This window comes from Pseudomonadota bacterium, from assembly GCA_023229365.1.
Classification (GTDB): Bacteria; Myxococcota_A; Polyangia; order JAAYKL01; family JAAYKL01; genus JALNZK01.
This window is the reverse complement of the sequence record JALNZK010000032.1, coordinates 1-24,934: the sequence shown is the minus strand read 5'-3', so window position 1 is coordinate 24,934 and position 24,934 is coordinate 1. Positions and strand designations below refer to the sequence as shown.

The 24,934-nt window shown below is 68.8% G+C and carries 24 protein-coding genes and 1 pseudogene; 17 read left to right on the top strand and 8 right to left on the bottom strand.

Annotated features, from left to right (window positions below; translation table 11 throughout):
• Nucleotide 1: 1 nt before the first annotated feature.
• The 3 genes and pseudogenes from M0R80_14805 to M0R80_14795 all read right to left on the bottom strand — a co-directional run bounded on the left by M0R80_14805 (nt 2) and on the right by M0R80_14795 (nt 3,308).
• Nucleotides 2-1,663 carry a glycosyltransferase family 39 protein gene (locus tag M0R80_14805; protein ID MCK9460905.1) on the bottom strand — a complete coding sequence of 554 codons (1,662 nt, stop codon included), beginning with the start codon at nt 1,661-1,663 and terminating at the stop codon, nt 2-4.
• A 532-nt stretch (nt 1,664-2,195) separates the two neighbouring features.
• Nucleotides 2,196-2,429 (bottom strand): annotated as a pseudogene (locus M0R80_14800) (hypothetical protein).
• 186 nt (nt 2,430-2,615) lie between these two features.
• A complete protein-coding gene (locus M0R80_14795) occupies nt 2,616-3,308 on the bottom strand; it encodes a hypothetical protein (GenBank protein ID MCK9460904.1) in 693 nt (230 codons plus the stop codon).
• Nucleotides 3,309-3,461: 153 nt separating this feature from the next.
• Here M0R80_14795 and M0R80_14790 point away from each other — a divergent pair, with 153 nt between their 5' ends.
• Complete coding sequence (locus M0R80_14790; protein MCK9460903.1) at nt 3,462-4,067, top strand: hypothetical protein; 606 nt, start codon at nt 3,462-3,464, stop codon at nt 4,065-4,067.
• 25 nt (nt 4,068-4,092) lie between these two features.
• Nucleotides 4,093-4,872 (top strand): DUF1232 domain-containing protein, encoded by a 780-nt coding sequence (locus tag M0R80_14785; GenBank protein ID MCK9460902.1) that lies wholly within the window; start codon nt 4,093-4,095, stop codon nt 4,870-4,872.
• On the opposite strand, the gene M0R80_14780 is transcribed toward M0R80_14785, so the two are convergent.
• Complete coding sequence (locus tag M0R80_14780) at nt 4,873-7,059, bottom strand: ATP-dependent RecD-like DNA helicase (protein MCK9460901.1); 2,187 nt, start codon at nt 7,057-7,059, stop codon at nt 4,873-4,875.
• A gap of 139 nt (nt 7,060-7,198) precedes the next feature.
• Here M0R80_14780 and M0R80_14775 point away from each other — a divergent pair, with 139 nt between their 5' ends.
• Both M0R80_14775 and tadA read left to right on the top strand, forming a co-directional pair.
• On the top strand, nt 7,199-7,783 hold the full coding sequence (locus tag M0R80_14775; protein MCK9460900.1) for a hypothetical protein: 585 nt from the start codon (nt 7,199-7,201) through the stop codon (nt 7,781-7,783).
• 50 nt (nt 7,784-7,833) lie between these two features.
• A complete protein-coding gene (gene tadA, locus M0R80_14770; GenBank protein ID MCK9460899.1) occupies nt 7,834-9,651 on the top strand; it encodes a Flp pilus assembly complex ATPase component TadA in 1,818 nt (605 codons plus the stop codon).
• 10 nt (nt 9,652-9,661) lie between these two features.
• On the opposite strand, the gene M0R80_14765 is transcribed toward tadA, so the two are convergent.
• Nucleotides 9,662-10,303, bottom strand: a complete 642-nt coding sequence (locus tag M0R80_14765) for a hypothetical protein (protein MCK9460898.1) — start codon at nt 10,301-10,303, stop codon at nt 9,662-9,664.
• 70 nt (nt 10,304-10,373) lie between these two features.
• Between M0R80_14765 and M0R80_14760 the strand changes: the two genes are divergently transcribed.
• From M0R80_14760 to guaA, 8 genes are all read left to right on the top strand, one after another.
• Nucleotides 10,374-11,696: an MATE family efflux transporter gene (locus M0R80_14760; protein MCK9460897.1), complete on the top strand. Its 1,323-nt coding sequence runs from the start codon at nt 10,374-10,376 to the stop codon at nt 11,694-11,696.
• Between the two features lie 81 nt (nt 11,697-11,777).
• Nucleotides 11,778-12,398, top strand: coding sequence for a hypothetical protein (locus M0R80_14755; GenBank protein MCK9460896.1), 621 nt, complete (start codon nt 11,778-11,780; stop codon nt 12,396-12,398).
• Nucleotides 12,395-13,663 carry a phosphoribosylamine--glycine ligase gene (purD, locus tag M0R80_14750; GenBank protein MCK9460895.1) on the top strand — a complete coding sequence of 423 codons (1,269 nt, stop codon included), beginning with the start codon at nt 12,395-12,397 and terminating at the stop codon, nt 13,661-13,663. Before M0R80_14755 ends, purD begins: the two co-directional genes overlap by 4 nt.
• 28 nt (nt 13,664-13,691) lie before the next feature.
• Nucleotides 13,692-14,195, top strand: a complete 504-nt coding sequence (purE, locus tag M0R80_14745) for a 5-(carboxyamino)imidazole ribonucleotide mutase (protein MCK9460894.1) — start codon at nt 13,692-13,694, stop codon at nt 14,193-14,195.
• An 8-nt stretch (nt 14,196-14,203) separates the two neighbouring features.
• Complete coding sequence (locus M0R80_14740; GenBank protein ID MCK9460893.1) at nt 14,204-14,788, top strand: L-threonylcarbamoyladenylate synthase; 585 nt, start codon at nt 14,204-14,206, stop codon at nt 14,786-14,788.
• Between the two features lie 263 nt (nt 14,789-15,051).
• Nucleotides 15,052-15,546, top strand: coding sequence for a hypothetical protein (locus M0R80_14735; protein ID MCK9460892.1), 495 nt, complete (start codon nt 15,052-15,054; stop codon nt 15,544-15,546).
• Nucleotides 15,547-15,612: 66 nt separating this feature from the next.
• Complete coding sequence (locus M0R80_14730) at nt 15,613-16,134, top strand: hypothetical protein (protein MCK9460891.1); 522 nt, start codon at nt 15,613-15,615, stop codon at nt 16,132-16,134.
• 10 nt (nt 16,135-16,144) lie between these two features.
• Complete coding sequence (guaA, locus tag M0R80_14725; protein MCK9460890.1) at nt 16,145-17,965, top strand: glutamine-hydrolyzing GMP synthase; 1,821 nt, start codon at nt 16,145-16,147, stop codon at nt 17,963-17,965.
• Between the two features lie 31 nt (nt 17,966-17,996).
• On the opposite strand, the gene M0R80_14720 is transcribed toward guaA, so the two are convergent.
• From M0R80_14720 to M0R80_14710, 3 genes are all read right to left on the bottom strand, one after another.
• A complete protein-coding gene (locus tag M0R80_14720) occupies nt 17,997-18,464 on the bottom strand; it encodes a nucleotidyltransferase (GenBank protein MCK9460889.1) in 468 nt (155 codons plus the stop codon).
• Nucleotides 18,418-18,612: a hypothetical protein gene (locus tag M0R80_14715; GenBank protein MCK9460888.1), complete on the bottom strand. Its 195-nt coding sequence runs from the start codon at nt 18,610-18,612 to the stop codon at nt 18,418-18,420. Before M0R80_14715 ends, M0R80_14720 begins: the two co-directional genes overlap by 47 nt.
• 71 nt (nt 18,613-18,683) lie before the next feature.
• The gene (locus M0R80_14710; protein ID MCK9460887.1) at nt 18,684-20,006 is read right to left on the bottom strand and encodes a radical SAM protein; all 1,323 of its coding nucleotides are present in this window, start codon (nt 20,004-20,006) and stop codon (nt 18,684-18,686) included.
• Nucleotides 20,007-20,154: 148 nt separating this feature from the next.
• Here M0R80_14710 and M0R80_14705 point away from each other — a divergent pair, with 148 nt between their 5' ends.
• The 5 genes from M0R80_14705 to M0R80_14685 all read left to right on the top strand — a co-directional run.
• Nucleotides 20,155-20,994, top strand: coding sequence for an ABC transporter permease (locus M0R80_14705; protein ID MCK9460886.1), 840 nt, complete (start codon nt 20,155-20,157; stop codon nt 20,992-20,994).
• Nucleotides 20,991-21,731, top strand: coding sequence for an ATP-binding cassette domain-containing protein (locus M0R80_14700; GenBank protein ID MCK9460885.1), 741 nt, complete (start codon nt 20,991-20,993; stop codon nt 21,729-21,731). The genes M0R80_14705 and M0R80_14700 overlap by 4 nt, the downstream gene beginning before the upstream one ends.
• Nucleotides 21,728-22,774, top strand: coding sequence for an MlaD family protein (locus M0R80_14695; protein MCK9460884.1), 1,047 nt, complete (start codon nt 21,728-21,730; stop codon nt 22,772-22,774). Before M0R80_14700 ends, M0R80_14695 begins: the two co-directional genes overlap by 4 nt.
• A gap of 125 nt (nt 22,775-22,899) precedes the next feature.
• On the top strand, nt 22,900-24,609 hold the full coding sequence (gene pilB, locus M0R80_14690; protein ID MCK9460883.1) for a type IV-A pilus assembly ATPase PilB: 1,710 nt from the start codon (nt 22,900-22,902) through the stop codon (nt 24,607-24,609).
• A 75-nt stretch (nt 24,610-24,684) separates the two neighbouring features.
• The coding region (locus tag M0R80_14685) for a type IV pili twitching motility protein PilT (protein ID MCK9460882.1) at nt 24,685-24,934 on the top strand (250 nt) is incomplete at its 3' end.

The window sequence follows — 24,934 nt, the reverse complement described above, 5'->3', positions numbered from 1 at the left end:
CTCACCTCGTGACCGTCACGACGAAGAACTTGTTGTAGTGCAGCGCCCGGATGTCCTCGCCGGGAAAAGCGTGCCACGGGATCTCCGGCCGTGAGCAATCCCGCGGCGGGATGTCCAGCATCTCGACGTACTTGAAGTGCCCCATGTCGACCCCGCTGATCGACAGCGGCCCCTCGGGGAGGTACGGCCGCGGTGCGCTGATGAGCGCCATGCTCGCCTTCGCCTTCTCCCAGAACACGTATTCCGGGAGCTCGGCCCGGAGGGCGGGGGTGAGCGGGTGGTCCGCCCTGAGCTGGCAGCAGAACTCCCGGTCCGGGAGGTAGTACATCGCCGAGAACCCCATGTACGCGGGGAACACGAGCAGCACCTCTTCCTTCGGGAGCTTCTCGATGTAGTCAATGAGCGCCTCGGTGGTCGTGGTCCTGTCCGTGGCGACCTCCTCGACGTACTGGCACAGGGTGCACTGGATCCCCTTGGGCGGCAGCCACCCGTTGTACTCGCCGAGGAAGCCGAGGTGGAGGACGTTGGAGAAGACGACGACGCACGCGATCACCGCGGCGAGCGGCCGGGCGAGCCCCCACAGGATCCGCAGGGCGACCGCCGTCGCGATCGCGCCGAGCGGGATCAACGGCACGAGGTACCGCATGTCGGCGATCGTGGATCGGCTCACGGACTGGGGCGAGAACGCGGCAGTCGTCATGAGCGCGATCAGGATCATGCCGATCGCGACGAGTCCCGCGCGAGCCGCGGGGCGCAGCCCGGCGAGCCGGCGAAACAGGAACGGGAGCACGAGGACCGGCATCAGGGTGACCGGAAGGAACTCGAACGTCCCGAGGTCGCGCAGGTTCCACCAGAGGAGCGTCGCGAGCCGCGCGATCCCGACCGCCTCGTCGGGCCTCGGGACGGGCGCGTCGAACGGGTTCGTGGTCGCGAGGACATACGCGCCCACCGCTCCCGACGCGACGAACGCGGCGGCGGAGACGAACACATGGCGCCGCGTCCTTTGTGCTGGGAGCAGGGCCAACAGCGGCAGGGCGGCGAGCGCCGCCACCGCGTTGAAGTAGTTCGTCAGCATGAGGAGCGCACCGCACACCGCCGCCCCGAGGGCACGGAACGCGAGCGCCCGCCGCGAACCGATCGGGCCGACCGCGAGCGCCAGGACCCCAATCGCGAGCGCCGATCCCGGCGCGTAGTAGCGGCAGTTCCGCATGTAGAGCAGGAACGCCGGGGAGAGCGCGGCGATCCAGACGGCGACGCTCCACGTGAGCCCCGCGCCGGGCAGCCTGCGGGCGAGGAACGCGAGCGCGACGAGGCACGCGAGCCCGGCGAGCACGAACGGCGCCCGGAGCCCGACCTCGTCGCCGCCGAAGAGCGCGAGCCCCCCTGCGGCGAGCCAGTACTGCAGCGGCGGCATGAAGACGTTCTTCAGGTTCTCGTCCAGCTCCCCACCGTCCCGGAAGCCGATGACGTTCTTCCCGTCCCAGGCCGTCAGCTCCCCGGTCGCGAGGAGGTTCCTCGCGAAGACGGCGGTGTTCGCCTCGTCGTCCCAGAGCTTGTCCGCGCCGATTCCCGAGAAGGCGAGCGCGCACGCGGCAGCGACGGCGACGGCGGCCGTCCAGGTCGGGCTCAGCCGGAACCTCGGCGCTTGGGAGGTGTCGCTCAAAGCGATCGAATGATATCAGACCTGGCGGGACGGGTCGACCGTGGGCGTGCCGTCACGGTGCCCCGGCGAGCTCGAAATCGTCGACCTTCCAGCTGAGATCTGCGTTCCCGACGTACCGGTAGCGGATCCGGAACTGCGTCGTCGGCTGCGGCAGGTACGACGAGATGTTCACCTCGTGCGCCCCGCTCGCGGTCGCCGTGAACGTGTTGACGGTCTGCCAGGTCCCCGCGTTCACCTGGATCTGCACGAACCCGAAATCGTCGCCGGCGTTCTTCTGGAAGTGGTGATGGAACGACAGGGTCACCGTGTCGCAGTCGCCGCGGGTGTACGTCGCGCTCACGAGACGGTCGTCGAACGCCACCGGGTACGCGCCGTTGACCCACCAGTACCCGCCGGATCCGCCCGTCGTGTTGGACGTGTTGGCCCAGGCCCAGTCGTAGCCGTAGGCGTCGGCATCGAAATCGTCGATCTCCCACCCCGTGGGCAGCGGCGACGCGTCGAACGCCTCGAGCAGATCCACCGAGCAGTCCACATCCGTGTCCGTATCCGTGTCCGTATCCGTATCCGTGTCCGTGTCCGTGTCCGTGTCCGCGTCCGCGTCCGTGTCCGTGTCCGTGTCCGTGTCCGTGTCCGTGTCCGTGTCCGTGTCCGTGTCCGTGTCCGAATCCGTGTCCGAATCCGTGTCCGAATCCGTGTCCGAATCCGTGTCCGAATCCGTGTCCGAATCCGAATCCGTATCCGAGTCCGTATCGGAATCGACATCCGACGAATCGTCGTCCGGGCTCACGGACGAAACGTCCGCACAAAACCCGAAGACCACGGCGATCCCCACGAAAACGATCAACCATGCACCGCTAGCTCTCGTCATGTTTATATCTCCCCAACGGTGATGTCAGCCAACCGATCCATGAAACAATGTTAACACACTATTCTCGTGCTGTCCCGACCCGGCTCAGGGGTTTCCCCCGACAAGCTCGAAATCGTCCACCTTCCAGTGCAGGTTGTTGTTTCCGACATACCGGAACCGAATCCTGAACTCCGAGCTCGCGCTCGGCAGGTACGCCGACAGATCCACGTCGAACGAGCCCGTCGCGCTGGCGGACAGCGTGCTCAACGTCTGCCACGTGCCCCCGTCGACCTGGATCTGAACGTACCCGAAATCGGTGCTCCCCTCCCTCGCGAAGTCCTGGTTGAACGACAGCACGACCTCGGGGCACGCGCCGCGAGTGTACGTCTCGCTGGTCAGGCGGTCGTCGAACGCGACCGGGAACGCGCCGTTGATCCACCAGTAGCCGCCGGCGCCGCCGGTGGAGTTGTCGTCCTCGCTCCAGTCCCATGCATAGCCGTACGCGTCGTCGTCGAAGTTCTCGATCTCCCATCCGGCAGGCAGGGTGTCGCCGTCGAAGGTCTCGCTCGTGTCCAGCGTGCACTCGGCGTCGGAATCGGTGTCGCTGTCGATGTCGACATCCGAGTCCGTGTCGGAATCGCCGTCCGTCCCTGAGTCTGGATCCTTCTCCGAAGTCGGCACCCGTGCGTCCGCGCACGCCGCCGCCCAAACGGCGAGTCCGAACGCCGCGCAGCAGCCTCCGAACGTGCGCAGAACAGCCGAAACCCAACGACTGCGATTCGGTGTGAGCGCGCTCATCCCGAAGAAAATACCATATGAGCGGCTGCGTTGTCTTATACTCATTTCGATGCTCTGCTGTGCCAGTGGAACACTCCTATCGAATTAGATGTCGGAAACCGCGTTTGCTCCCAAACTGATACGAGATACGATGGCGAGGCTCGACGAGGTCCGATGCGCGACACCAATGACATCGTGTTCCCGGCACATCCCGCTCCGCCGGTGGCGGCGATCGCGCTCCTGTGCGCCGTCGCCCTGTGCTCAGGCGCTTCGATCGCGGGCGCACCGCCCCCCGCCGGTTGGCACCCGGACGACGCGCTCGCGTTCGGCCCGTCGATGGGCGCTGCCCAAGCTCCCGATCTCGGCTGGGTCGTGGCGCCCGGAGCCGAGCTCACCTATTCGCACCGCCTGCACACGCCCCTCTACTTCTGGCTCAGCGCGGGGGCGCGGCTCTTCGCGGATTCCGAGGACGTCTCCTGTTTCCCCTACGCCGAGACCGGGCTGTCGTTCCTCGTCTTCACGGTCGGCCTCGGCTACGGCCACGGCTTCGGGGACGACCGGGCCCCGCGGGACGAGCTCCACGGGTTCGTCGGCGTCTCGATCCCGCTCTACACGCCGCGCCGCGGCAGGCTGCTCTTCGTCGAGCCGTACTATAGGCCCACGGGCGCGCTGACGCCCGCGAGGTACGCGGTCCACGAGCTCGGAGCCATGCTGAAGTGGCTCTGGATGCTGCGGCCCGGGTATTCGACCGACGAGGAGGCGATCCGAAGTTCACCGTGACCCTCCTCCGTGTTAGAAAGCGCCCATGCCGCACCGACCCGAAGACCTGAACTCGCTCGTCCAGAAGGTGATCGCCGCCGTCGACGCCCTCGACAAGAGCACGGGCGGACGCGACGTCCCGGCGTTCGCCGAGCTGCTTCGCGCCGCGCGCCCGGACCTCTTTCCGCCCTCCGACGACGAGCGCAGCGAGCTCACGTCGCGAGCCGTGGCCGGCGCGATGCTGCGGGTGATAGGCGAGATCCCGCAGATCGTCGACGCGATGCTGAACGCCGTCGATCGCAAGACCACCGATCCGGCGGTGCGGTGCGCGCTCACCGGCGCGCTCGCTTACCTCGTGCAGCCGCGCGACCTCCTCCCGGACGGCCTCCCGGGGGGATTCGGCTTCATCGACGACTGCGTGATCCTGCGCGCCACGATCACCGAGTTCCTCGAGTTCCTGCCGCGCGGGTTCACGACCGTGGAGCGGGAGAGGAGCCTGCTCGAGCTGCTCGCCGTCGCGATCCCGCCCCCGCAACTGCCCGACTTCCAGGCGGCGGTCGAGGGCATCTGGCTCGCGTACCACGTCATGCTGTGGAAGTCGGACGACGAGATCGAGTCGACCTCGGAGAGGATCATCGCCGACCCGCTCGGCACGCCGCTGCCGGTCTCCGACAGGGCCTCGATCCCGCTGCCGCCCGGCCCGCGCCTCTCGCTCGCCCCCGGAAGCGAGACCATCGAGCTCGAGGACGGCGGGCTCGTCGTGCGTTTCGCCAAGGGCGGATCGGTGCACATCGCGGCCGGCGGCGGGATTCTCACCGTGGAGTGATCAGGCGCGGAGCCCGCGCAGCACGCGGGCGCCGAGCCCCGAGCCGCGCGCCTGCCGCCTGTCGTTGCGGACTGCGATCCCGAGCGCGCGACGAGAGCCGACGATGACGACGAGCCGCCGGCCGCGCGTCATGGCCGTGTACAGGAGGTTCCGCTGCAGCATGACGTAGTGCTGCGTGTGGATCGGGATCACGACCGCCGGGTACTCGCTCCCCTGCGCCTTGTGGACCGTGCAGGCGTACGCGAGGGTGATCTGATCGAGCTCCGTCATGGGATAGCGCACGACGCGCTCCGGAAACGCCACCTCGAGCCACTCCCCCTCCGCACCCGCCGCGGTGACCCGGCCGACGTCGCCGTTGAACACCTCGAGGTCGTAGTTGTTCCGGATCTGCATGACCTTGTCGCCGACCTCGGGGCCGTCGCGATCCGCGCCGGGATCACCCGGGTTGAGCAGATCCTTGAGCATCGCGTTCAGGTTGTGCGCGCCGAGGACGCCGCGGTTCATCGGCGTGAGCACCTGCGTCTCGGCGATCGGGTCGAGGCCGAAGCGGTCCGGGATGCGGGTCGCGACGAGATCGGCGATCACTTCGAGGCACCCCTCCGGGCTCTCGCGCTCGACGAGGAACAGATCCGCGTCCTCGCCCTTCCCTCCGACGCGCGGCATGGTCCCCGCGAGCACGTCGTGCGCTCCTATGACGATCAGGCTCGAACGCGCCTGCCGGAAGATCTCGGTCAGCCGGATCACCGCCAGCCCCCGACGCTCCGCCGCGCCCACCGCGAGGAGATCCGCGAGCACCGTCCCCGGGCCGACGGACGGGAGCTGATCCGGATCGCCGACGAGGACGAGGCGCGCTCCGTCGCGCACCGCGCCGAGCAGCGCGGCGAACAGCTCGATGTCGACCATCGAGAGCTCGTCCACCACGATGACGTCCTCCTCGAGGGGCCTCTCGGCGCAGCGCTCGAAGCGCATCGTCCGGGGCGCGAACTCGAGCAGCCGGTGGATGGTCCTCGCGTCGCGGCCGGTGCTGTCGGCCATCCTCCGCGCCGCACGGCCGGTCGGCGCGGCGAGCGCGATGCGCTGCCCGAGCTCCGCGAGGCAGGCCACGATGCCGCGCAGCAGGGTGGTCTTCCCGGTGCCGGGGCCGCCGGTGATCACGATCACCCGCGCCGACGACAGCGCGCCGAACGCCGCGCGCTGCCCGTCCGCGAGCTCGATCCCCGACAGCGCCTCGGCCCGCCTCGCCGCGGCTTCGGGGTCGATGGCGAGATCGTCGGTGCGCCCACCGAGGAGGCGGCACATCTGCGCGGCGGCCTCGGTCTCCGCGCGGTAGAGCCTCGGGAGGTACACGAGCGGCTCGCCGTCGGGCTCCTCGACGCGCACGCCGCCCCGGAGGCGCAACCTTTCGAGCGCGGCCTCCAGCGCTGCGGGCTCAAGGCGCAGGATCTCCCCCGCCCGGGCGAGCAGCGGCTCCGACCGCGCGAAGACGTGCCCCTCGCCGGCGAGCTCCTCGAGCGCGAACACGACGCCCGCCTCCGCGCGATACGGCGAGTCGAGCGGCACGCCGAGCACCGACGCGATCCTATCCGCCGTGAGGAAGCCGATGCCCGCGACCTCGCCCGCGAGCCTGTAGGGGTTGTCGCTGACGATCCGGATCGCCTGCGGCCCATAACGCTGGTGTATCCGGTGCGCGTAGGCCGGCGACGCGCCCGCCGACTCGAGGAACACCATGACGTCGCGGACGTTCCGCTTCTCGGCCATCGCCAGGGAGATCGCCGCCGCACGCTTCGGGCCGATTCCCTCGACCTCCGCGAGGCGCTTGGGGGCCCGCTCGATCACCTCGAGCGTCTCGAGCCCGAACCGCGTGACGAGGCGCCGCGCCATCACCGGCCCGACGCCCGGCACCACGCCGGAGCCGAGGAACTTCTCGATCCCGCGCTCGGTCGACGGCGCGAGCGGCAGGCACGTCTCGGCGCGGAACTGGCGGCCGTGCTTCGGATCGACGGTCCACTCCCCGACGCACCGGATCCGCTCGCCCGCGGCGACCTGCTGGATGTGACCGACGACGGTGTCGACGAGCGGCCGGCCGTCGACGGAGAGCCTCAGCACCGTCCAGCCGTTGCCCTCGTTCCTGAAGACGACGCGATCGACCACGCCCTCGATCATCCCGTCGTCCCGTTGCGCCGGCATGATTTCGTGTACCCGGATTCCGCGCGATCGGCAACGCCGGGCGGGATCTCCCCGCTTTCCGTTCGAACTTCTTCCTTCTCGAACCGCGACGAGGTACAATCGCGCCCTATCGAAATCCTGCATTAAAAGGAGGACCCAAATGAACCGTACCACTCTGCTCGCCGCGCTCTGTCTGGCGGCGCTCGCCTTCGGTTGCGGGGACGGCACCGTGGATCTGGACGCTGGCTTGGATGCGTCCACCGACACGGACACCGACACCGACGCGGACACCGACACCGACACCGACACGGACACCGACTCGGACACCGACTCGGATTCCGATTCCGACACGGATTCCGATTCGGATTCCGACTCCGATTCCGACTGCCCGTTCGAGTGCGTCTACATCTACCCCGGCTGCGACGGCACGGTGCACGACGAGTACGACTGCGGCCTCGGCCAGCAGTGCTGCGAGGCCGGCGACGGCGGCGCCGGGGAGGACGCCGGCCCGTCCTGTCCCTGGAGCTGCGAGGGCTACATCGGCGGCTGCGAAGGCATCGGCCACACCGAATACTCCTGCGGCAGCATGACGGACGTGTGCTGCGAACCCGCTCCGGCGGACGCGGGCACCGGCGACTGCGAGGACGAGGGGCTCACCTGCGAGACCGCGTACACCTTCTGCGACGGCGATCCCATCCACTTCGAGCACGACGGCTGCGAGCTGTGGGAGCTGTGCTGCGGCTGATCCCGCTCGCCGCCTTTGGGGCCCGCCCCGCCGCGTGATATGCTCCGCCCATGAGAACACACCGCGTCACCGTCGACGAGCTCGCGGAGATCCTCCGCGAGCAGGGGCTCCTCACCGAGGAACAGGTGCTCGAGGTCAAGGTCCGCGCCGACACCCAGCGCGCCAGGCTGCGCCTCGGCCAGAACCGCGGCGGACCGCGCGGCCGCGGTGAACGCGTCGACGTGACCTCGGCGGAGGTCGTGGCCTCCATGGAGTGCCGCGCCGCCGGCGCCCCGGAGGGCCTGCCCGTCGACGAGGAGCAGATCGTCAAGTGCCTCGCGCAGAAGGCCGGCGTCCCGTACGAGAAGATCGACCCCTTGAAGCTGGACGCGGCGCTCATCACCGGGACGTTCTCGCTCCCGTACGCGCGCCGCACCTCGGTGCTGCCGCTGCGCCGGGAGGGCGACGCCCTCGTGCTCGCGGTCACGGATCCGTTCGACGAGAAGCTCTTCGAGGAGCTGCGCCGCATCGTCCGCGGCCAGATCCGGGTGGCGCTCTCGACCCGCGGCGACATCCAGCGGTTCATCACCGAGGTCTACGGCTTCAAGCGGTCGGTGACGCGCGCGGCCAAGGAGATGGCGCCGACGATCGACCTCGGCAACCTGGAGCAGCTCGTCCGGCTCGGCGCCGTGAACGAGATCGAGGCGAACGATCAGCACGTCGTCAACGCGGTCGAATACATTCTGCACTACGCGTTCGACCAGCGGGCGTCAGACATCCACATCGAGCCGAAGCGCGAGCACAGCCAGGTGCGGATGCGGATCGACGGCGTGCTGCACGACATCTACCAGATCCCCAAGGCGGTCCACCCCGCGGTGGTGAGCCGCATCAAGATGCTCTCGCGGCTCGATCTCGCCGAGCGCCGGCGGCCGCAGGACGGCCGTTTCAAGACCGACAAGGAGGGCGTCGAGGTCGAGATGCGCGTCTCCTCGATACCGGTCGCGTTCGGCGAGAAGCTCGTCATCCGGATCTTCGATCCGACCGTGCTGATCCAGGAGGTCGCCGATCTCGGGTTCGACGAGGACGGCTACCGCCGGTTCCTCGAGTTCATCGAGCGGCCGAACGGTCTCGTGCTCGTGACCGGGCCGACCGGGTCGGGCAAGACGACGACGCTATACTCGGCGCTGCGCCACGTGAGCGGCCCAGAGGTCAACGTGACGAGCATCGAGGATCCGATCGAGATGGTGATCGAGGACTTCAACCAGGTCGCGATCCAGCCGAAGATCGGCGTGACGTTCGCCCACGCGCTCCGCCACCTCCTGCGCCAGGATCCCGACATCATCATGGTCGGCGAGATCCGCGATCCGGAGACCGCCGAGCAGGCGATGCAGGCGGCGCTGACCGGGCACCTCGTGCTCTCCACGCTCCACACGAACGACAGCGCCTCGAGCCTCACGCGGCTGCTCGAGCTCGGCGTCGATCCGCACCTCGTCGCGTCCACGCTCGTCGGCGTCGTCGCGCAGCGGCTCGTGCGGAAGGTCTGCGAGAAGTGCAAGGTGGAGGTCGCGCTCACCAAGGATCAGCAGTCGCTCCTCGGCATCGACGCGCCCGCCGGCGGGCCGCGGGATCTGACGGTCGCCCGCGGTCAGGGCTGCGTGCGCTGCCGCGGCACCGGGCTGTACGGCCGCGTCGCGGTGTTCGAGATGCTCCAGGTCAACGACGCGATCCGCGAGCTCGTCATCCGGAGCGCCGACGCCGCGACGTTGATGCGCTCGGCCCGCGCGGACGGCACGGTCACGCTGCGCGAGGCGGCGGTGCAGAAGCTCGCCGCCGGGATCACCTCGTTCGAGGAGGTGCTCCGCGTCACCGTGGACGAGGACCGCAGGTAGGACGACCGGCTCAGATCGGGACGCACGCCCCGCCGGCGTACTCGCCGGATCCGCCCAAGAGCGCCGTGCACGTGTGGACGATGTCGCAGACGTCGTTGTCCGGCGTGCATTGCCGGATGCAGTACTCGTTTGTCCCGTCGGAGAGGCAGATGCCGTCCGTGTAGCCGCTCGGTGTGGTGCAGACCTCGACCGTGCACTCGGCTACGGGCTCCATGTCCTCGTCCGCCATGCAGGCGCCGACGCCGCCGCCGGAGCTCACGTCGAAGCAGGAAACGTACTCCGCGTCCCAGAGGTCGAGATCGTCCGCGCACTCCGCCGGCTCGCAGTTCTCGTAGCAGGTACAGTCCGGGCCGCCGTTCGAAACCGGCGTCGTGCCGTCCAAGCACAGGGGCTCCGCCGGGCAGCACTCCGCGTCGATCTCGCCGCAATCGCCCGAGTCGGTGTCGGTGTCAGTGTCGATATCGACGTCGAGGTCCGAATCCGCGTCCGAATCGGAATCCGAGTCCGAATCGGAATCGGAATCCGAGTCCGAATCGATGTCCGAGTCGCCGCCCGCGCCCGGATCGTCGGGGTAGACCGCCGTCTTCGTGCCGAAGCAGCCGGGGAGCAGGATCAAGAGAGCCACGGGAATCATGCGAAGCATGGGAGTCATGAGAGTCCTCCTCATTATTCTTATGATTCTCCTGCTTCCCATCCTTCCCATTCTAGCCCAGATTGTCCCGGTGATCGTCCCCGAAAACACCGCCCCGCCGCTGACCGCCGGTAGGATCTTCCGCTTCTGGTCCCCGCTCGCGGCGACGTGGTTCATGATGGCCGCAGAGGGGCCGTTCGTGGCCGCGATCATCGCGCGGCTCGCGGACCCCGTGCACAACCTCGCGGCGTACGGCGTCGCCATGGCGGTCGGCTTCGTCACCGAGTCGCCGATCATCATGATGCTCAGCGCGTCCACGGCGCTCGTCCGAGACAGGCGGAGCTACCGGCGGCTGCGCAACTTCTCCTTCGCGATGAACGTCGGCGTGACGATGCTGATCGTCTTCGTGCTCATTCCGCCGGTGTTCGACGCCTTCTCGCTGGAGCTCCTCGCGCTGCCGCCCGACGTGGCGCGGCTCGCGCACCACGCGGTGCTCATGCTCCTCCCGTGGCCCGCGGCGATCGGCTTCCGCCGCTTCTACCACGGCGTCCTCATCAGCTCGGGCAAGACGCGCCTCGTCGCCTACGGCACGGTGATCCGCCTCGCGACCATGGCCGCGACCGGGACGCTCCTCTACCTCGCGGGCGACCTCGACGGCGCCTCCGTCGGCGCCGCGGCGCTCTCGGCGGGCGTCGTCCTCGAGGCGATCGCGGCCCGCGCGTGGGTGAGCGGCGACGTGCGCCGCCTCCTCGCGACCGACCCCGACGAGGGCGCCCCGGCGCTCACCTACCGCGACATCGGCCGCTTCTACGCGCCCCTCGCCATGACGCCGCTCATCAACCTGGCCGCCCAGCCGATGATCACGTTCTTCGTCGGCCGCGGCCGGCTGCCCGTGGAGTCGCTCGCGGTGATCCCGGTGCTCAACTCGTTCGGCTTCATCTTCCGCTGCTCCGCGCTTTCGTACCAGGAGGTCGCGATCGCCCTGGGCCGCGACGGCGGGCGCGCGATCGCCGCGCTCCGGCGCTTCGCCACGGGCCTCGGGGGCGTGACTACGATCGCGATGGCAGCGGTCGTCCTGACGCCGCTCGCCGGCCTCTGGTTCCGCGACGTCTCGAACCTCGGGGAGTCGCTCCTCGCGCTCGCGATCCCCGCGGCGCTGCTCCTCGTGCCGACGCCGGCCCTCTCCACGGTGATCTCGTGGCGGCACGGGCGCCTCGTGACGGGGCGCGCCACGCGGATCATCACCGCGGGGACGATCATCGAGGTCGGGGTGATCGCCGTCGCGCTCGCTATCGGGATCAACCTCACGGAGGTCCCGGCGGTGTTCGTCGCGGTGACGGCGGTCCTCGCGGGCAGGCTCTCGGCGGCCGCGTTCCTGCTCGCAATCCGCCCGCCCGACGAACGACGCCGCTAGTCAAGCGGGCCGCGATCCCGTACAACTCTCGGTATCCGCCGGTGCGGCGACCGCCCCGCCGGCCAGGAGGGAAACGGTCACATGGACGATCGGCGCCTCGCTCTCCTCAGCGTATCCGACAAGCGCGGCATCGAGACTCTCGCGCGCGGCCTCGTCGACTTCGGGTTCGGTCTCCTCTCCACGGGCGGCACGGCCAAGGCGCTCGCAGCGGCGGGGCTCCCGGTGACGATGGTGTCCGACTACACCGGCGCGCCGGAGATCATGGACGGGCGCGTCAAGACGCTGCACCCGAAGATCCACGGCGGAATCCTCGCGCGCAACACGGAGGGCCACATCGCCGACCTGCGCCGGATCCACGCGTCGGTGATCGAGCTCGTCGTCGTCAACCTCTACCCGTTCGAGGCGACGGTCGCTTCGAGGACCGTGCAGCTCCCCGAGGCGGTCGAACAGATCGACATCGGCGGCCCGTGCCTCTTGCGCGCGGCGGCGAAGAACTTCGAGCGGGTCACCGCGGTCTGCGATCCGCAGGACTACGAGGTCGTGCTGTGGCACCTCGCCCGGGACGGCGCCGTTCCGCCGGCGATCCGCTTCGATCTCGCCGTGAAGGCTTTCGGCCACACCGCGAAATACGACGCGGCCGTGTTCCAGACGCTGCCGCAGTTCGATCTCGCGACCCACGCGCGCCGAGGGGGCGCTCGATGAAGGTCCTGATCGTCGGCGGCGGCGGGCGGGAGCACGCCCTCGCCTGGAAGATCGGGTGCAGCCCCGAGGTGTCGGAGGTGATCTGCGCGCCGGGGAACGGAGGCATAGCCGCGCACGCCCGGTGCGTCCCGCTGAAGGCCGAGGACGTCGACGGCCAGGTCTCCCTCGCCGAGCGCGAGAAGATCGACCTCGTGGTCGTCGGCCCCGAGGCGCCGCTCGTCGACGGCCTCGTGGACAGGCTCGCGGCCCGGAGGATCCGCGCGTTCGGACCGAGCGCCGCGGCGGCCCGCCTCGAGGGCAGCAAGGCGTTTGCCAAGGAGTTCATGCAGCGCCACGGCGTCCCCACGGCCAGGTTCTCCGTCCACACGGCGCTCGACTCGGCGCTCGCCGAGATCGACCGGCGCGGCGGCCCGTGCGTCATCAAGGCCGACGGGCTCGCCGCCGGCAAGGGCGTGGTCGTCTGCCGCAGCCCGTTCGAGGCGCGTGGGGCGGTGCGCGAGATGGTCGGCAACCGGGCGTTCGGCGACGCGGGGTCCCGCGTGGTCGTCGAGGATCTCCTCGAGGGCGAGGAGGCATCGGTGCTCGCGATCTGCGACGGCGAGCGGTTCACGACGCTGATCGCCGCGCAGGATCACAAGGCGGCGTACGAAGGCGACACCGGGCCCAACACGGGCGGCATGGGGGCGTACGCGCCCGCGCCGGTGGTGACGCCGGAGCTCGGGCGGCTGATCGAGGAGCAGGTGATCCGGCGCACGGTCGAGGGGATGGCCGCCGAGGGCACGCCGTTCAGGGGCGTCCTCTACGCCGGCCTCATGATCGGCAAGCAGGGGCTCCACGTCCTCGAGTACAACGTCCGCTTCGGGGATCCGGAGTGCCAGCCGCTCCTGCTCATGCTGAAGAGCGACCTGGCGCTCCTCCTGCGCGACGCGGCCGAAGGTACGCTGTCCGGCGCCCCGCTCGCGTGGCACGACGGCGCTGCGCTCTGCGTGGTGCTCGTCGCGGGCGGCTACCCCGGCCCGTACGAGAAGGGTAAGCCGATCGCGGGCCTCGACGCGATCCGACAGGACGACGCGCTGCGGGTGTTCCACGCCGGGACCAAGGGGCAGCCGGGCGGGGAGATGGTGACCGTCGGCGGGCGCGTCCTCGGCGTGACGGCGCGGGGGAGCGACGTGCCGGAGGCCGCGCGGATCGCGTACCAGGTGGCGGGGGGGATCTCGTGGTCCGGGATGCGCATGCGCCGGGACATCGGCCATCGCGCCCTGTGATCCGTTGACGTCAGCGAGGAGTCTGGAAATGAAAAACGGCGTGCTCATCGTCATGGGGAGCGTCAACGATCTGCCGAAGGTCGAGCCGGCGATCGAGGTGCTCAAGAGCTTCGACATCCCGTACCGGGCGACGATCGCGTCGGCGCACCGCTCGCCAGAGCGCGCGGCCGAGATCGCCCGGAAGGCGCGCTCCGACGGGTTCGGCGTGATCATCGCCGCGGCAGGGGGCGCACACCACCTCGGCGGCGCCATGGCGGCGAACACGACGCTGCCCGTGATCGCGCTGCCGATCGCGGTCGGCGGGCTCGGCGGCCTGGACGCGCTCCTCTCCGCCGTGCAGATGCCCGGCGGCGTCCCGATCGCCTCGGTCGGCATCGACGGCGCCAAGAACGCGGGGCTCATCGCCGCCTCGATCCTGAGCGCGACCGACGAGCAGCTCGCGAGTCGCCTCGACGGGGCCCGCGAGAAGCAGCGCGTGGCGGTCGAGGAGTCGGACCGGGGCCTGCAGCTGCAGCTGTCGTCCGAGGACTAGGGGCGAAGGTGGCCGAGATCGCCTCGCCCTCGACGTGGCTCGACGAGGCGGCGCGCGTCGTCCTCGCGGGCGGCGTGGTCGCGCTGCCGTTCGAGCGCCTCTTCGGCCTCGCGGCGCGCGCGGCCTTTCCCGAGGCCGTCGCGAGATCCGCCGCGGTGAAGACCCGCGATCCCAAGCAGCCGATCTCCGCGATCGTGCACGACCTCGGCGCCGCCGCGGAGATCGCCCTGCCGCTCCCGCCCCTCGCTCTGGAGCTGGCCGCCAGGTACTGGCCCGGGCCGCTCACGTTGCTCGTGCCGGCGCGTCCGGGTCTCTCGGCGCCGCTCGTCGGACCGAGGGGGCTCGTCGGCGTGCGGGTCCCCGGGTCGTCGCCTGCGCTCGAGCTCGTCCGGCGTGTCGGGTGCGCGCTGACCGCCACGAGCGCCAACCGCGCCGGCGGGAGGGACGCGCTCTCGCACGGCGACCTCCTCGACCTCGAGGGGATCGACCTCGTCGTCCCGGGCTCGGTGCCCGGCCCGCCCGGCTCCACGATCGTCGACGCGAGCGGCGACGCGCCGATCGTCGTGAGGCAGGGGATTTTAGAGATCGATTAGAGATTGACTAGAACCTACCCCCTCGGTCCCCCTTCCGACGCGGAAGGGGGAGGCATCAGATCTCTTCTGCCAAGATCAATCCCGCTGCTCCCCTTCCCGCACCGGGAAGGGGCCGGGGGATGGGTCGGCGGCACAACGTGGCACACCTCGCCGATGCTTGGCTCTTCTGATTCCCCAGCGAAATCGGCCCGATACGCTTTCTCCCGGCCGCCGGGCGGGAATGGTGCGAGGATTGCACGGGAGGGTGCCCGGAGGTGATCGCGATGAAGATTCGAACGTTTGGAAGATCGACCCTGCTCCTAGCTTCGGCCGCGGTTGTCGCGGCGTGCAGCGGCGAAGAAAGCAACGAGGCAGGCGACACGGAAACCGAGTGCGAGTGCACGTCGAACGATGACAACTACTGCAGCAGTGCTGACTACGCGATGGAGTGTCTGGACGGGTGCCACTTCACAGAGAAGGACTGCGACGTCGCGGATTGCTCTTCCGGATGCGCCGACGGCGAGTGCTGGGTCGAAGAAGGCTGCTGCGGAGAGTCCGCGACGGAGTGCACGGAAGTGGGAGACAGCTACTGCGAAGGAACCATGCTCGTCGAATGCCTTCCGGACGACCCGTGTTGGAACCACGGCGTGACCGAATGTCTCGATGATTTGAGCTGCCCGTGCGGCTCGGGTTGTACGGAAGGGCCGGACGGAGCGTATTGCTGGTGCTGCCAAAGTGATGCGGGCGTCGGCGACGCGGGGACCGACGCCGGAGAATAGCGCGCTTGACGCGAAGTCCATCCTGCCTAGGATCCTGTGACGGCCTCAACCAAAGGAGAACCACCCATGGCACGCGCGACCTTCGGCATACTGACCCTGCTCCTCACCCTCTGCCCGTTCGCCGCGGCCGTGGGCTGCGGCGACGACGACGCGTCCGGCGACGCGGACACGGATTCGGACACCGATTCCGACTCCGACTCCGACTCGGACACCGATTCGGATTCGGACACGGACTCCGACACCGATTCCGACACCGACTCCGATACCGACACGGACGCCGAGTGCGACGCGGAGCTGCTCACCGGCGTCTGGCTGAGCACCGACTACAGCGTGGAGTTCTTCGAGGATCTCACCTACGAGGCGGCCGGCGCGCCGAACCTCATGGTGATCGACGTCTACGGGCAAGCGGCGGTCGACGGCTGCGAGATCTCGTTCACCGACACCGACGGCGACTACGCCTGTCCCGAGGAGCAGGTCGGCGTCTACACGTTCACGGTGAGCGAGACCGCGCTCGCGTTCGTCCTGGTCAGCGACCTCTGCGAGGGCCGCAGCATCCCGCTCAACGGCGCGGTGCTGGCGCGGGAGTGAGAGGGAGAACATGCAGCACGACGCCATCGCCGTCATCGACTTCGGCGGACAGTACGCGCACCTCATCGCGACGAAGGTCCGCCAGAGCCGCGTGCTCGCCGAGATCCGCCAGCCCGACGATCCGATCGACGCGTTCCGGAGGTACAAGGGGATCATCCTCTCCGGCAGCCCGTCGCTCTCGTCCCACGGCGAGGACTCGGAGTACACGAAGGCGATCTACGATCTCGACGTGCCGATCCTCGGCTTCTGCTTCGGCCACCAGGAGATCGCCAAGCACTACGGCGGCGAGGTGATCCACGGCGGCCGCGAGTGGGGGCACGCGGAGATGCACGTCGTGCGGCCGCACCCTCTGTTCCAAGGCCTCGCCGAGAAGGAGATCGTGTGGATGAGCCACTTCGACACCGTGTCGGCGATCGGCCCCGACTTCGAGGAGCTGGGGTACTCGTTCCTCGGCGCGGCCGGGAAGAAGCACAGGTACGCGGCGATCGGCTCGGATCGGCTGCGCCGCTACGGCTTCCAGTTCCACCCGGAGGTCGACGACACGGCCCACGGCGACGAGATGATCGCGAACTTCGTGCTCGGGATCTGCGGCTGCGCCCCGTCGTGGACGATGGAGCGCTACGTCGAGGAGCAGGTCGAGAAGATCCGCGCGCAGGTCGGCGGCGGTTCCGTGTTCCTGCTCGCGTCCGGCGGCGTCGACTCCACCGTGGCGGCGAAGCTCTTCGGCCTCGCCCTCGGCGCCTCGAGGTTGCACCTCCTCCACGTCGACAACGGCATGATGCGCAAGGACGAGAGCAAGGGCGTGCTCCGGATGTTCGAGGAGCTGGGCCTCGCCGAGAACCTGCACTTCGTCGACGCCTCCGAGGCGTTCCTCGCCGCGCTCTCGGGCGCGGTGGAGCCGGAGGAGAAGCGCGCGATCATCGGCCGGACGTTCATCGACGTGTTCGAGGCGGAGGCGAAGCGGCTCGGCATCGAGGGGCACCTCCTCGGCCAGGGGACGATCTACCCGGACACGATCGAGACCGGCGGCACGAAGCGCGCGGACACGATCAAGACGCACCACAACCGCGTGCCGATCATCGAGCAGATGATCGCCGCCGGGCGCGTCGTCGAGCCGCTCGCGGATCTCTACAAGGTGGAGGTGCGGGAGCTCGGCGAGCGTCTGGGCATCCCGCGCCACGCGATCTGGCGCCACCCGTTCCCCGGCCCGGGGCTCGGCGTCCGGCTCCTCTGCTCGAAGGGCGGAGGCGCCGAGGACGAGGTCGCGGCGATCCGGGAGAGCGTGGCCGCGATCGGGGCGCGCTACGGGATCGAGGCCGCGCCGCTGCCCATCAAGTCCGTGGGCGTGAAGGCGGATCTCCGCTCGTACGAGCACCCGGTCATGCTGAGCGGCGACGCGCCGTTCGAGCGGCTCATCGAGGCCGCGGGCACGATGTACAAGGACGTGCCGGGGATCAACCGCTGCGTCTGGAACCTCTCTACGACCAGGCCTTCCAGGTTCGAGCCGCTCGCCGCGACGATGACGCGCAAGCGCCTCGATCTCCTGCGGGAGGCGGACCACCTGGTCATGGAGGGGCTCCGGCGCCACGAGCTGTACGACTCGATCTGGCAGTGCCCGACCGTGCTCGTGCCGCTGCGGATCGACGGCAAGGGCTCGGAGCTGTGCATCGTCCGCCCGATCCACTCGGAGCGCGCGATGACCGCGACCGCGGCGAGCCTCCCGCCCGCGCTCGTCGCCGAGCTGCGCGACGCGATCCTCGCCCTGCCCGGCATTTCGGGCCTCGCGCTCGACCTCACCTCCAAGCCGCCCGGCACGATCGAGTGGGAGTAGGCCGTCTCGTCAGCGGGCCAAATACGTCGCCTCAATCTGCGGTTTCCTCTTCTTCGACCGGCGCACCAGCGGCGAGGCGCTCGAGGACGCGCAGATCCTCGACGTCCTTGGGCCTGCCCGCAGCACGTTTCATGACGATCAAGTCTTCGAGAGAGGCGAACGGCACCTCGACGCTGCCGAAGCGGGCCATCACGCGGTGATCCCACACGTCCGCGAACCCGACACCGCGTACGAAGGGGTGCACGTCGAGCGCAACGACATATTGGCGGATCAAGACCTTGTTTCGCAGCAGATCGTCTGGGGTGACGTCGGACAGATCGTATCCGAACTCCGCGAGCGCCGCGTGTATCCTTCGAGCGTTCTCGGGATCCGGGCGGATGAATACGTCGATATCGAGGGTTGCCCGCGCATAGCCGTGGAGCGGGAACGCCGTCGCGCCGATGATCACGAACTCAACGCAGTGGGCGTTTAACAATTGCAGAAGGCGTTCTTTTTCCATTGGCAATCAGGGTGGCGAGGATGTGATCCGACTCCTCGAGCATCCAGGCGAGTCGCCGCTCGAAGGAGAGGGTTCTCTGGAACGCGAGTTCGAACTCGAGTTCCCTCCCATCGTCTTCGGTCCCGCGCTCTATCTTGAGTGTCGCCACAGAGCTAGCTTACACGACTTCTACGCCGGTGTCTCAGCCCGGTGCGGCCCTCTCCAAAGCCCTGACAGCGCCTACTGGCCCGCGTCGGCACCGCCGTCGGCGCCTCCGTCGGGATTCGGATCGGTGTCCGTGTCGGTGTCGCTGTCCGTATCCGTGTCTGTATCCGTGTCTGTATCCGTGTCTGTATCCGTGTCGGAAGAATCGTCGCCAATGAAACCGTACACGCCCGCGCCCGATGTGCAACCCACGCACCCCTGCACACTAAACGCCAGGAACATGGCCAGCACCGCGGCGGCGGTTCCGGCGTTGGCGGTTCCGCTCTTCGCTCTTCTCTCGGCGAGCACCCGGTACACACACAGAGGGTTCCCATCCCCGCCGCCGAAGGCGACTTGGGTGCTCCGACATCCGCCGCGGCAGTGCTCGGCGAACTGACACCGCCGGCAGAAGCCGGAAAGATCGGCGGGGCTCCACTCCCGGCTGTAGGCGAACGCGCCGGGCCGGTTCCAGATCTCCGCGAGGCTCCACTCCCTCAGGTTCCCCTCGACGAACCGATCGCGCCCCGGGTTGTTCCCCGGCTGGATGGAGAGGCACCCCTTCACCGAGCCGTCCGACTCGATCCCGACCATCCTCTTCCCCGCCTGGCATCCTCCGAAATAGCCACCCCCCAGGCTCCTCCGCAGGATCATCTCGTCGGGGCCGAAATAGCCGAGCGAGTCGCCGACGTCGATGCGGAGGACGTCCTCCGCGATCAGCGCCGCGACCTCCGCGGACGCGCGGACGACATCCTCCGGTCGAAGGCTCAGCTCGCGGTCGTAGCACAGCTCTCCCATGGGTATCGCCGGTTGCACCTGCCACGCGAAGGCGCCGCGCTCAACTAGGAGATCCCGGATCCCCCGGAGCGCGCCGAGGTTCCTCGTGCTGATCTGTGTGATCGCGCACGCTCGCAGCCCGGCCCCGGCCGCGGCCTCGAAGCCGCGGAGCACTCTTGGGAAGAGCCCCGGGCATCGCCTCGCCCGGTCGTGCATCTCGCCGACGCCGTCCAGGCTGAACCCGATCGCGTCCAGGCCGGCCGACACCGCCGTCCTCGCCGCCCCGTCGTCGAACAGGATGCCGTTTGTCACGAGCCCCGTCTTCATACCGGCGCCCGACGCGGCGGAGACGATCTCGGGCCAATCCGAACGCAACAGCGCCTCGCCGCCGCTGATCGTCACCTTGCGGCACCCGAGCGCGGCCAGCTCGCACATGATGCGCGCGATCTCGCCCGTGGAGAGCTCGTCGGCCCTCGGCTCCCCGGCACCGGATCCGCAGTGCCTGCACCTGATGTTGCAGGCCAAGGTCACCTCGAAGACGCACTTGCGAGGCACGTATCGCCCAACTTCCGCTTGTCGTTTCATTCCAGCCCCCCTTATCAAACAATATGAGTGCCGTAACTGTATCACTTTTAGAGTATGGCCTCTGCGACTCCGACGTTTCCCGTGCAAGTGCGCCGCCGCCCGTTCTTGGTTCCGCGGTTGGGTCGTGTGCTAGACTGCTGGCGCGATCATGTCCAAGCAGAGCAAAGCGCTGTTCGACAAGCGCACCCTCGCCGACGCGGGCCTCCGGGCGCGTCGGGCCGGGCCGCCCACCGGCCCCCTCGCGGTGATCGCGCACATCGGGGCGATCTCCATCCTGCTCGTCCGCACGACCCGGCTCCTCCTGACGGCGAAGACCGATCGCGGCGAGTCGCGGCGCATGGCGCACAGGTACACGAACGGCTCGCTGGCATTCGTCTGCATCGCCATGGCGTTCGTCGGCATGATCATGGTGTACCAGTCCACGGAGCAGCTCGCGCGCGCCGTGGGCGACACGAGCCTCGTGGGCGCGTCGTTCCTCAAGCTGCTCGTGCGCGTGCTCGGGCCAACGCTCATGGGGCTTCTGCTCGCGTGCCGCGTGGGCGCCGGCATCGCGGCCGAGATCGCCGCCATGGCGGTGACCGATCAGCTCGACGCGATGCGCATGTGCGCCGCCGATCCCGTCGAGGTCCTCATGGTGCCGCGGCTGCGGGGCGCGATCATCGCCGCGTTCACCCTCGCCGTGATCGGCTCCAGCGCCGCGATCGCGGCGGGCCTGTTCACGGGCATCGTCGCCTTCGGGGTGAGCCCCGTCACCTACTGGAACCTGTCGCTGATCGGGACCGCCGACGTCGTGCAGGGCATCGCGAAGGCGCTCACCTACGGCATGGCGGTGCCGATCGTGTCCGGAGCGTGCGGCCTCGCGGCCCGCGGCGGCGCGCGCGGCGTCGGCCAGGCGACGACCGATGCGGTCGTGGGATCGTCGTTCGCGATCGTCGCGCTCGACTCGCTGATCTCGATGATCGCGCACCTCGCGACGGGGGGCGCATGATCTCCTACCGCGACGTGTCGATTACCCTCGGCGGCAGGCGCGTGCTCACCGACGTCTCGCTCGAGATCGGCGAGGGCGAGGTGTTCTGCATCATCGGCAAGTCGGGCGTCGGCAAGAGCGTGATGATCAAGCAGCTCGTCGGGCTCCTGCGCCCGGACCGGGGCTCGATCCGGTTCGAGGGCGAGGAGGTCACCGGCATGGACGAGGCGCACCTCACCGCGCTCCGGCGCAGGTGCGGCATGGTGTTCCAGCAGGCCACGCTCTTCGACTCGATGTCGTGCGTCGAGAACGTCGCGCTGCCGCTCCGCAAGCACTACGCGCTGCCCCCGCGGCGCGCCCGGGAGCGGGCGCTCGGCTACCTCGCCCAGGTGGGTGTCTCCCACCTCGCCGATCGCGATCCCGCGACCCTCGGCCCGGGGCTCCGCAAGCTCGTCGCCGTCGCGCGGACGATGACGCTCGAGCCGCGGGCGATCCTGTTCGACGAGCCGACGACGGGGCTGGATCCGCTCGCGGCGCGCAAATTCGACGCGCTCGTCCGCGGGCCGCTCGCCGCGTCGCGCGTGACCCAGGTGGTCGTCTCCCACGACGTGCGCTCCGTGTTCGAGATCGCGAGCCGCGTCGCGCTGCTCCACGAGGGTCGCGTCCGCTTCCTGGGCACCGCCCAAGAATTGGCCGCTAGCACGGATTCCGTGGTACGAGCCTTCATTGGAGGGCGACCCGAGGAGGAGGCGCGATGACCGCCGGCGGCCGCGACGAGAGGCACCTGGAGCTCAAGGTCGGTGCGATGATCCTCGTCGCGCTCGTCCTTCTGGTGACGTTCGTCCTCATCCTCGGCGACTGGTCCTTCGGCAGCCGCACCAGGATCGACGTGTACTTCCAGAACCCGGGCGGCCTCGCGCCGGGCGCCGCGGTCAAGGTCGCGGGCCGCAAGGTCGGCACCATCACCGAGATGACCTACCTCGGACAGACCGGCCCGCTGCACCCGACGACGCTCCGCCCGGCCCTGGTCCGCACGCTCATCGAGATCGAGGAGGACGTCGCGGAGACCTTCCGCTCGGACGCGCGGTTCTACATCACGACCAAGGGCTTGCTCGGCGATCCGTTCATGGAGATCGACCCAGGGGTGGCGCCGACGCCGTTCGCCCAGGGCCAGAAGGCGTTCGGGACGGATCCGCCGCGGCTCGACCTGTTCCTGGCCGACGCGGCCGAGCTCATCACGGCGCTCAACGAGCTCCTGCGCCGCAACGCGGGCAACCTGGACCAGGTCCTCGGGAGCGGGGCGCGGCTCTTGGGCGGCGTCGACCAGATGCTCTCGGACGGCGGCACGGCGGACAAGGCGCGCGTCGGCCGCATCGCCGACAACCTCGAGGGGCTGCTCACGGACACGCGCGGGCTCGTGCAGGGCGCGCGGGAGAAGTACGTCGACGACCCCGGGGTGGCGCGCACGCTCGACAACATGGAGGAGATCTCGGCGAAGCTGAACCGGGAGATCGATCCGCTGATCAAGGACGTGCGCGAGGCGCTCGTCGTGGTCGACCGTCTCGGCGACACCCTCGGGCCGGAGGAGCAGAAGAGCATCAAGGACGCGCTCAACCGGCTCGACGACATCGCGGTCCGGGCGGACAACACGCTCGCCAGCGTCGACGGCATGGTGCAGAAGATCCGGCGCGGCGAGGGCACCGCCGGCCAGCTTCTCTCGGACGAAGAGATCTACGACGATCTCAAGGAGCTGATCCGCGACATCAAGCACCACCCCTGGAAGCTGATCTGGGAGGACTGAGCCGCCGGATCCGAAATCGGCGCACCCGTCCGTCCGCACTGAATGTCCGACCAGAAGACAGTTGACCGCATCCACGCGACCGAATAGATTTTTTCGACCTGGGCGCACCCGGGTCCGGAGGTCCGATGGCAAACGAAAACAGGCTCGGCGAGCTCCTCGTCCGCGAGCAACTCATCTCGCTGGCACAGCTGCGAAAAGCCCAGGAGCTCCAGAAGGCCAGCGGCGAGAACCTGAGCAAGAGCCTGGTGAAGCTCGGCTTTGTGGCCGACAACGACGTCACCGAATTCATCGCGTCTCAGTACAACATCCCCGCCATCGATCTCGACCAGTACGAGATCGAAGAAGAGATCATCAGCCTCGTCCCGCGGGACGTCGCGGAGCGGCACAAGATCATCCCGGTGTCGCGCGCCGGCACGTCGCTCATCGTCGCGATGGGCGATCCGACGAACCTGCACGCCATCGACGACATCAAGTTCCTCACGAGCTACAACGTCGAGCCGGTGGTCGCGTCCGAGGCGGCGATCGAGAAGGCGATCGAGAAGTACTACTCCCAGCCGCTCGCCTCCTACGACGACGTCATGGAGGGCTTCGACGAGGAGGAGTTCGAGATCACGGGCGACATGAGCGACGACCAGAACGTCCTCGAGCTCGAGAAGCTCAGCGAGGACGCTCCGGTGGTCAGGCTCGTCAACCTCATCCTCGTCAACGCGATCAAGAAGGGCGCCTCGGATATCCACATCGAGCCCTACGAGAAGTCGATGCGCATCAGGTACCGCGTCGACGGCGTGCTCCACGACGAGATGCAGCCGCCCCTGAAGCTCAAGAACGCGCTCACGAGCCGCGTGAAGATCATGAGCCGGCTCGACATCGCCGAGCGGCGCCTCCCGCAGGACGGCCGCATCAAGCTGAAGCTCGGCAAGGGTCGCGAGATGGACTTCCGCGTCTCGGTGCTGCCGACGCTGTTCGGCGAGAAGGTCGTGCTGCGGCTCCTCGACAAGTCGAACCTCCAGCTCGACATGACCAAGCTCGGGTTCGACACGGTGCCGCTCGAGGACTTCAAGCGCGCCATCCACCTGCCGTACGGCATGGTGCTCGTCACCGGCCCGACCGGATCCGGGAAGACGACCACGCTCTACTCGGCGCTCTCCGACCTCAACAAGTCGGACGTGAACATCTCCACCGCGGAGGATCCGGTCGAGTACAACCTGCACGGCATCAACCAGGTGCAGATGCACGACGAGATCGGGTTGAACTTCGCCGCCGCGCTGCGCTCGTTCCTGCGGCAGGATCCGGACATCATCATGGTCGGCGAGGTCCGCGACTTCGAGACCGCGGAGATCGCGGTCAAGGCGGCGCTCACGGGCCACCTCGTGCTCTCCACGCTGCACACGAACGACGCGCCGTCCACGATCAGCCGGCTCCTGAACATGGGCGTCGAGCCGTTCCTGGTGACGGCGTCGGTCGTCATGGTCATCGCCCAGCGCCTCGCCCGGCGGCTGTGCAAGGAGTGCAAGGTCCCGTCGGACGTCCCGCGGGAGCGGCTGCTGGAGGCGGGGGTGAAGCCCGAGGCGCTCGCCGCGGGTTATACGGCGTACGAGCCTGCGGGCTGTCCTCTGTGCAACAACACGGGCTTCAAGGGGCGCGTGGCGCTCTACGAGGTGATGACCTTCGGCGATCAGCTCAAGGAGATGGTGCTCCAGGGCTGCTCCACGGCGGAGCTCAAGGCGGAGGCCATCCGGCTCGGCATGGAGTCGCTGCGCATGGCCGGCCTCAAGAAGGTCGGCGAGGGGATGACGGCCTTGGCAGAGGTGTTGCGCGTCACCGCCGGCGACTGATCGCAACGCCCCCGAACGGGGAAAGGGCCGCGGACCGTGGAATCCACTATCAACCTGCACCAGCTGCTCAAGGCGATGATCGAGAAGGGCGCGTCGGATCTCCACATCACGACCGGCACGCCGCCGCAGCTCCGCATCGACGGCAGCCTCGTCCCGCTCAAGATGGATCCGCTCGGGCCGGCGGACACGAAGCGGATCTGCTACTCCATCCTCACGGAGGATCAGAAGAGTAAGTTCGAGAAGGACAACGAGCTCGATCTCTCGTTCGGCGTCAAGAACCTCGCGCGGTTCAGGTCGAACATCTTCGTGCAGCGCGGCGCAATCG

Excerpts from the sequence above, each read along its gene's own strand:
- M0R80_14710 (MCK9460887.1), bottom strand. The coding sequence starts at position 20,006 with ATGAAACGACAAGCGGAAGTTGGGCGATACGTGCCTCGCAAGTGCGTC.
- M0R80_14790 (MCK9460903.1), top strand. The coding sequence starts at position 3,462 with ATGCGCGACACCAATGACATCGTGTTCCCGGCACATCCCGCTCCGCCG.
- purE (MCK9460894.1), top strand. The coding sequence starts at position 13,692 with ATGAAAAACGGCGTGCTCATCGTCATGGGGAGCGTCAACGATCTGCCG.
- M0R80_14700 (MCK9460885.1), top strand. The coding sequence starts at position 20,991 with ATGATCTCCTACCGCGACGTGTCGATTACCCTCGGCGGCAGGCGCGTG.
- M0R80_14720 (MCK9460889.1), bottom strand. The coding sequence starts at position 18,464 with ATGGAAAAAGAACGCCTTCTGCAATTGTTAAACGCCCACTGCGTTGAG.
- M0R80_14780 (MCK9460901.1), bottom strand. The coding sequence starts at position 7,059 with ATGCCGGCGCAACGGGACGACGGGATGATCGAGGGCGTGGTCGATCGC.
- M0R80_14765 (MCK9460898.1), bottom strand. The coding sequence starts at position 10,303 with ATGACTCCCATGCTTCGCATGATTCCCGTGGCTCTCTTGATCCTGCTC.
- M0R80_14735 (MCK9460892.1), top strand. The coding sequence starts at position 15,052 with ATGAAGATTCGAACGTTTGGAAGATCGACCCTGCTCCTAGCTTCGGCC.
- M0R80_14795 (MCK9460904.1), bottom strand. The coding sequence starts at position 3,308 with ATGAGCGCGCTCACACCGAATCGCAGTCGTTGGGTTTCGGCTGTTCTG.
- purD (MCK9460895.1), top strand. The coding sequence starts at position 12,395 with ATGAAGGTCCTGATCGTCGGCGGCGGCGGGCGGGAGCACGCCCTCGCC.
- guaA (MCK9460890.1), top strand. The coding sequence starts at position 16,145 with ATGCAGCACGACGCCATCGCCGTCATCGACTTCGGCGGACAGTACGCG.
- M0R80_14705 (MCK9460886.1), top strand. The coding sequence starts at position 20,155 with ATGTCCAAGCAGAGCAAAGCGCTGTTCGACAAGCGCACCCTCGCCGAC.
- M0R80_14755 (MCK9460896.1), top strand. The coding sequence starts at position 11,778 with ATGGACGATCGGCGCCTCGCTCTCCTCAGCGTATCCGACAAGCGCGGC.
- M0R80_14785 (MCK9460902.1), top strand. The coding sequence starts at position 4,093 with ATGCCGCACCGACCCGAAGACCTGAACTCGCTCGTCCAGAAGGTGATC.
- M0R80_14730 (MCK9460891.1), top strand. The coding sequence starts at position 15,613 with ATGGCACGCGCGACCTTCGGCATACTGACCCTGCTCCTCACCCTCTGC.
- M0R80_14695 (MCK9460884.1), top strand. The coding sequence starts at position 21,728 with ATGACCGCCGGCGGCCGCGACGAGAGGCACCTGGAGCTCAAGGTCGGT.
- tadA (MCK9460899.1), top strand. The coding sequence starts at position 7,834 with ATGAGAACACACCGCGTCACCGTCGACGAGCTCGCGGAGATCCTCCGC.
- pilB (MCK9460883.1), top strand. The coding sequence starts at position 22,900 with ATGGCAAACGAAAACAGGCTCGGCGAGCTCCTCGTCCGCGAGCAACTC.
- M0R80_14775 (MCK9460900.1), top strand. The coding sequence starts at position 7,199 with ATGAACCGTACCACTCTGCTCGCCGCGCTCTGTCTGGCGGCGCTCGCC.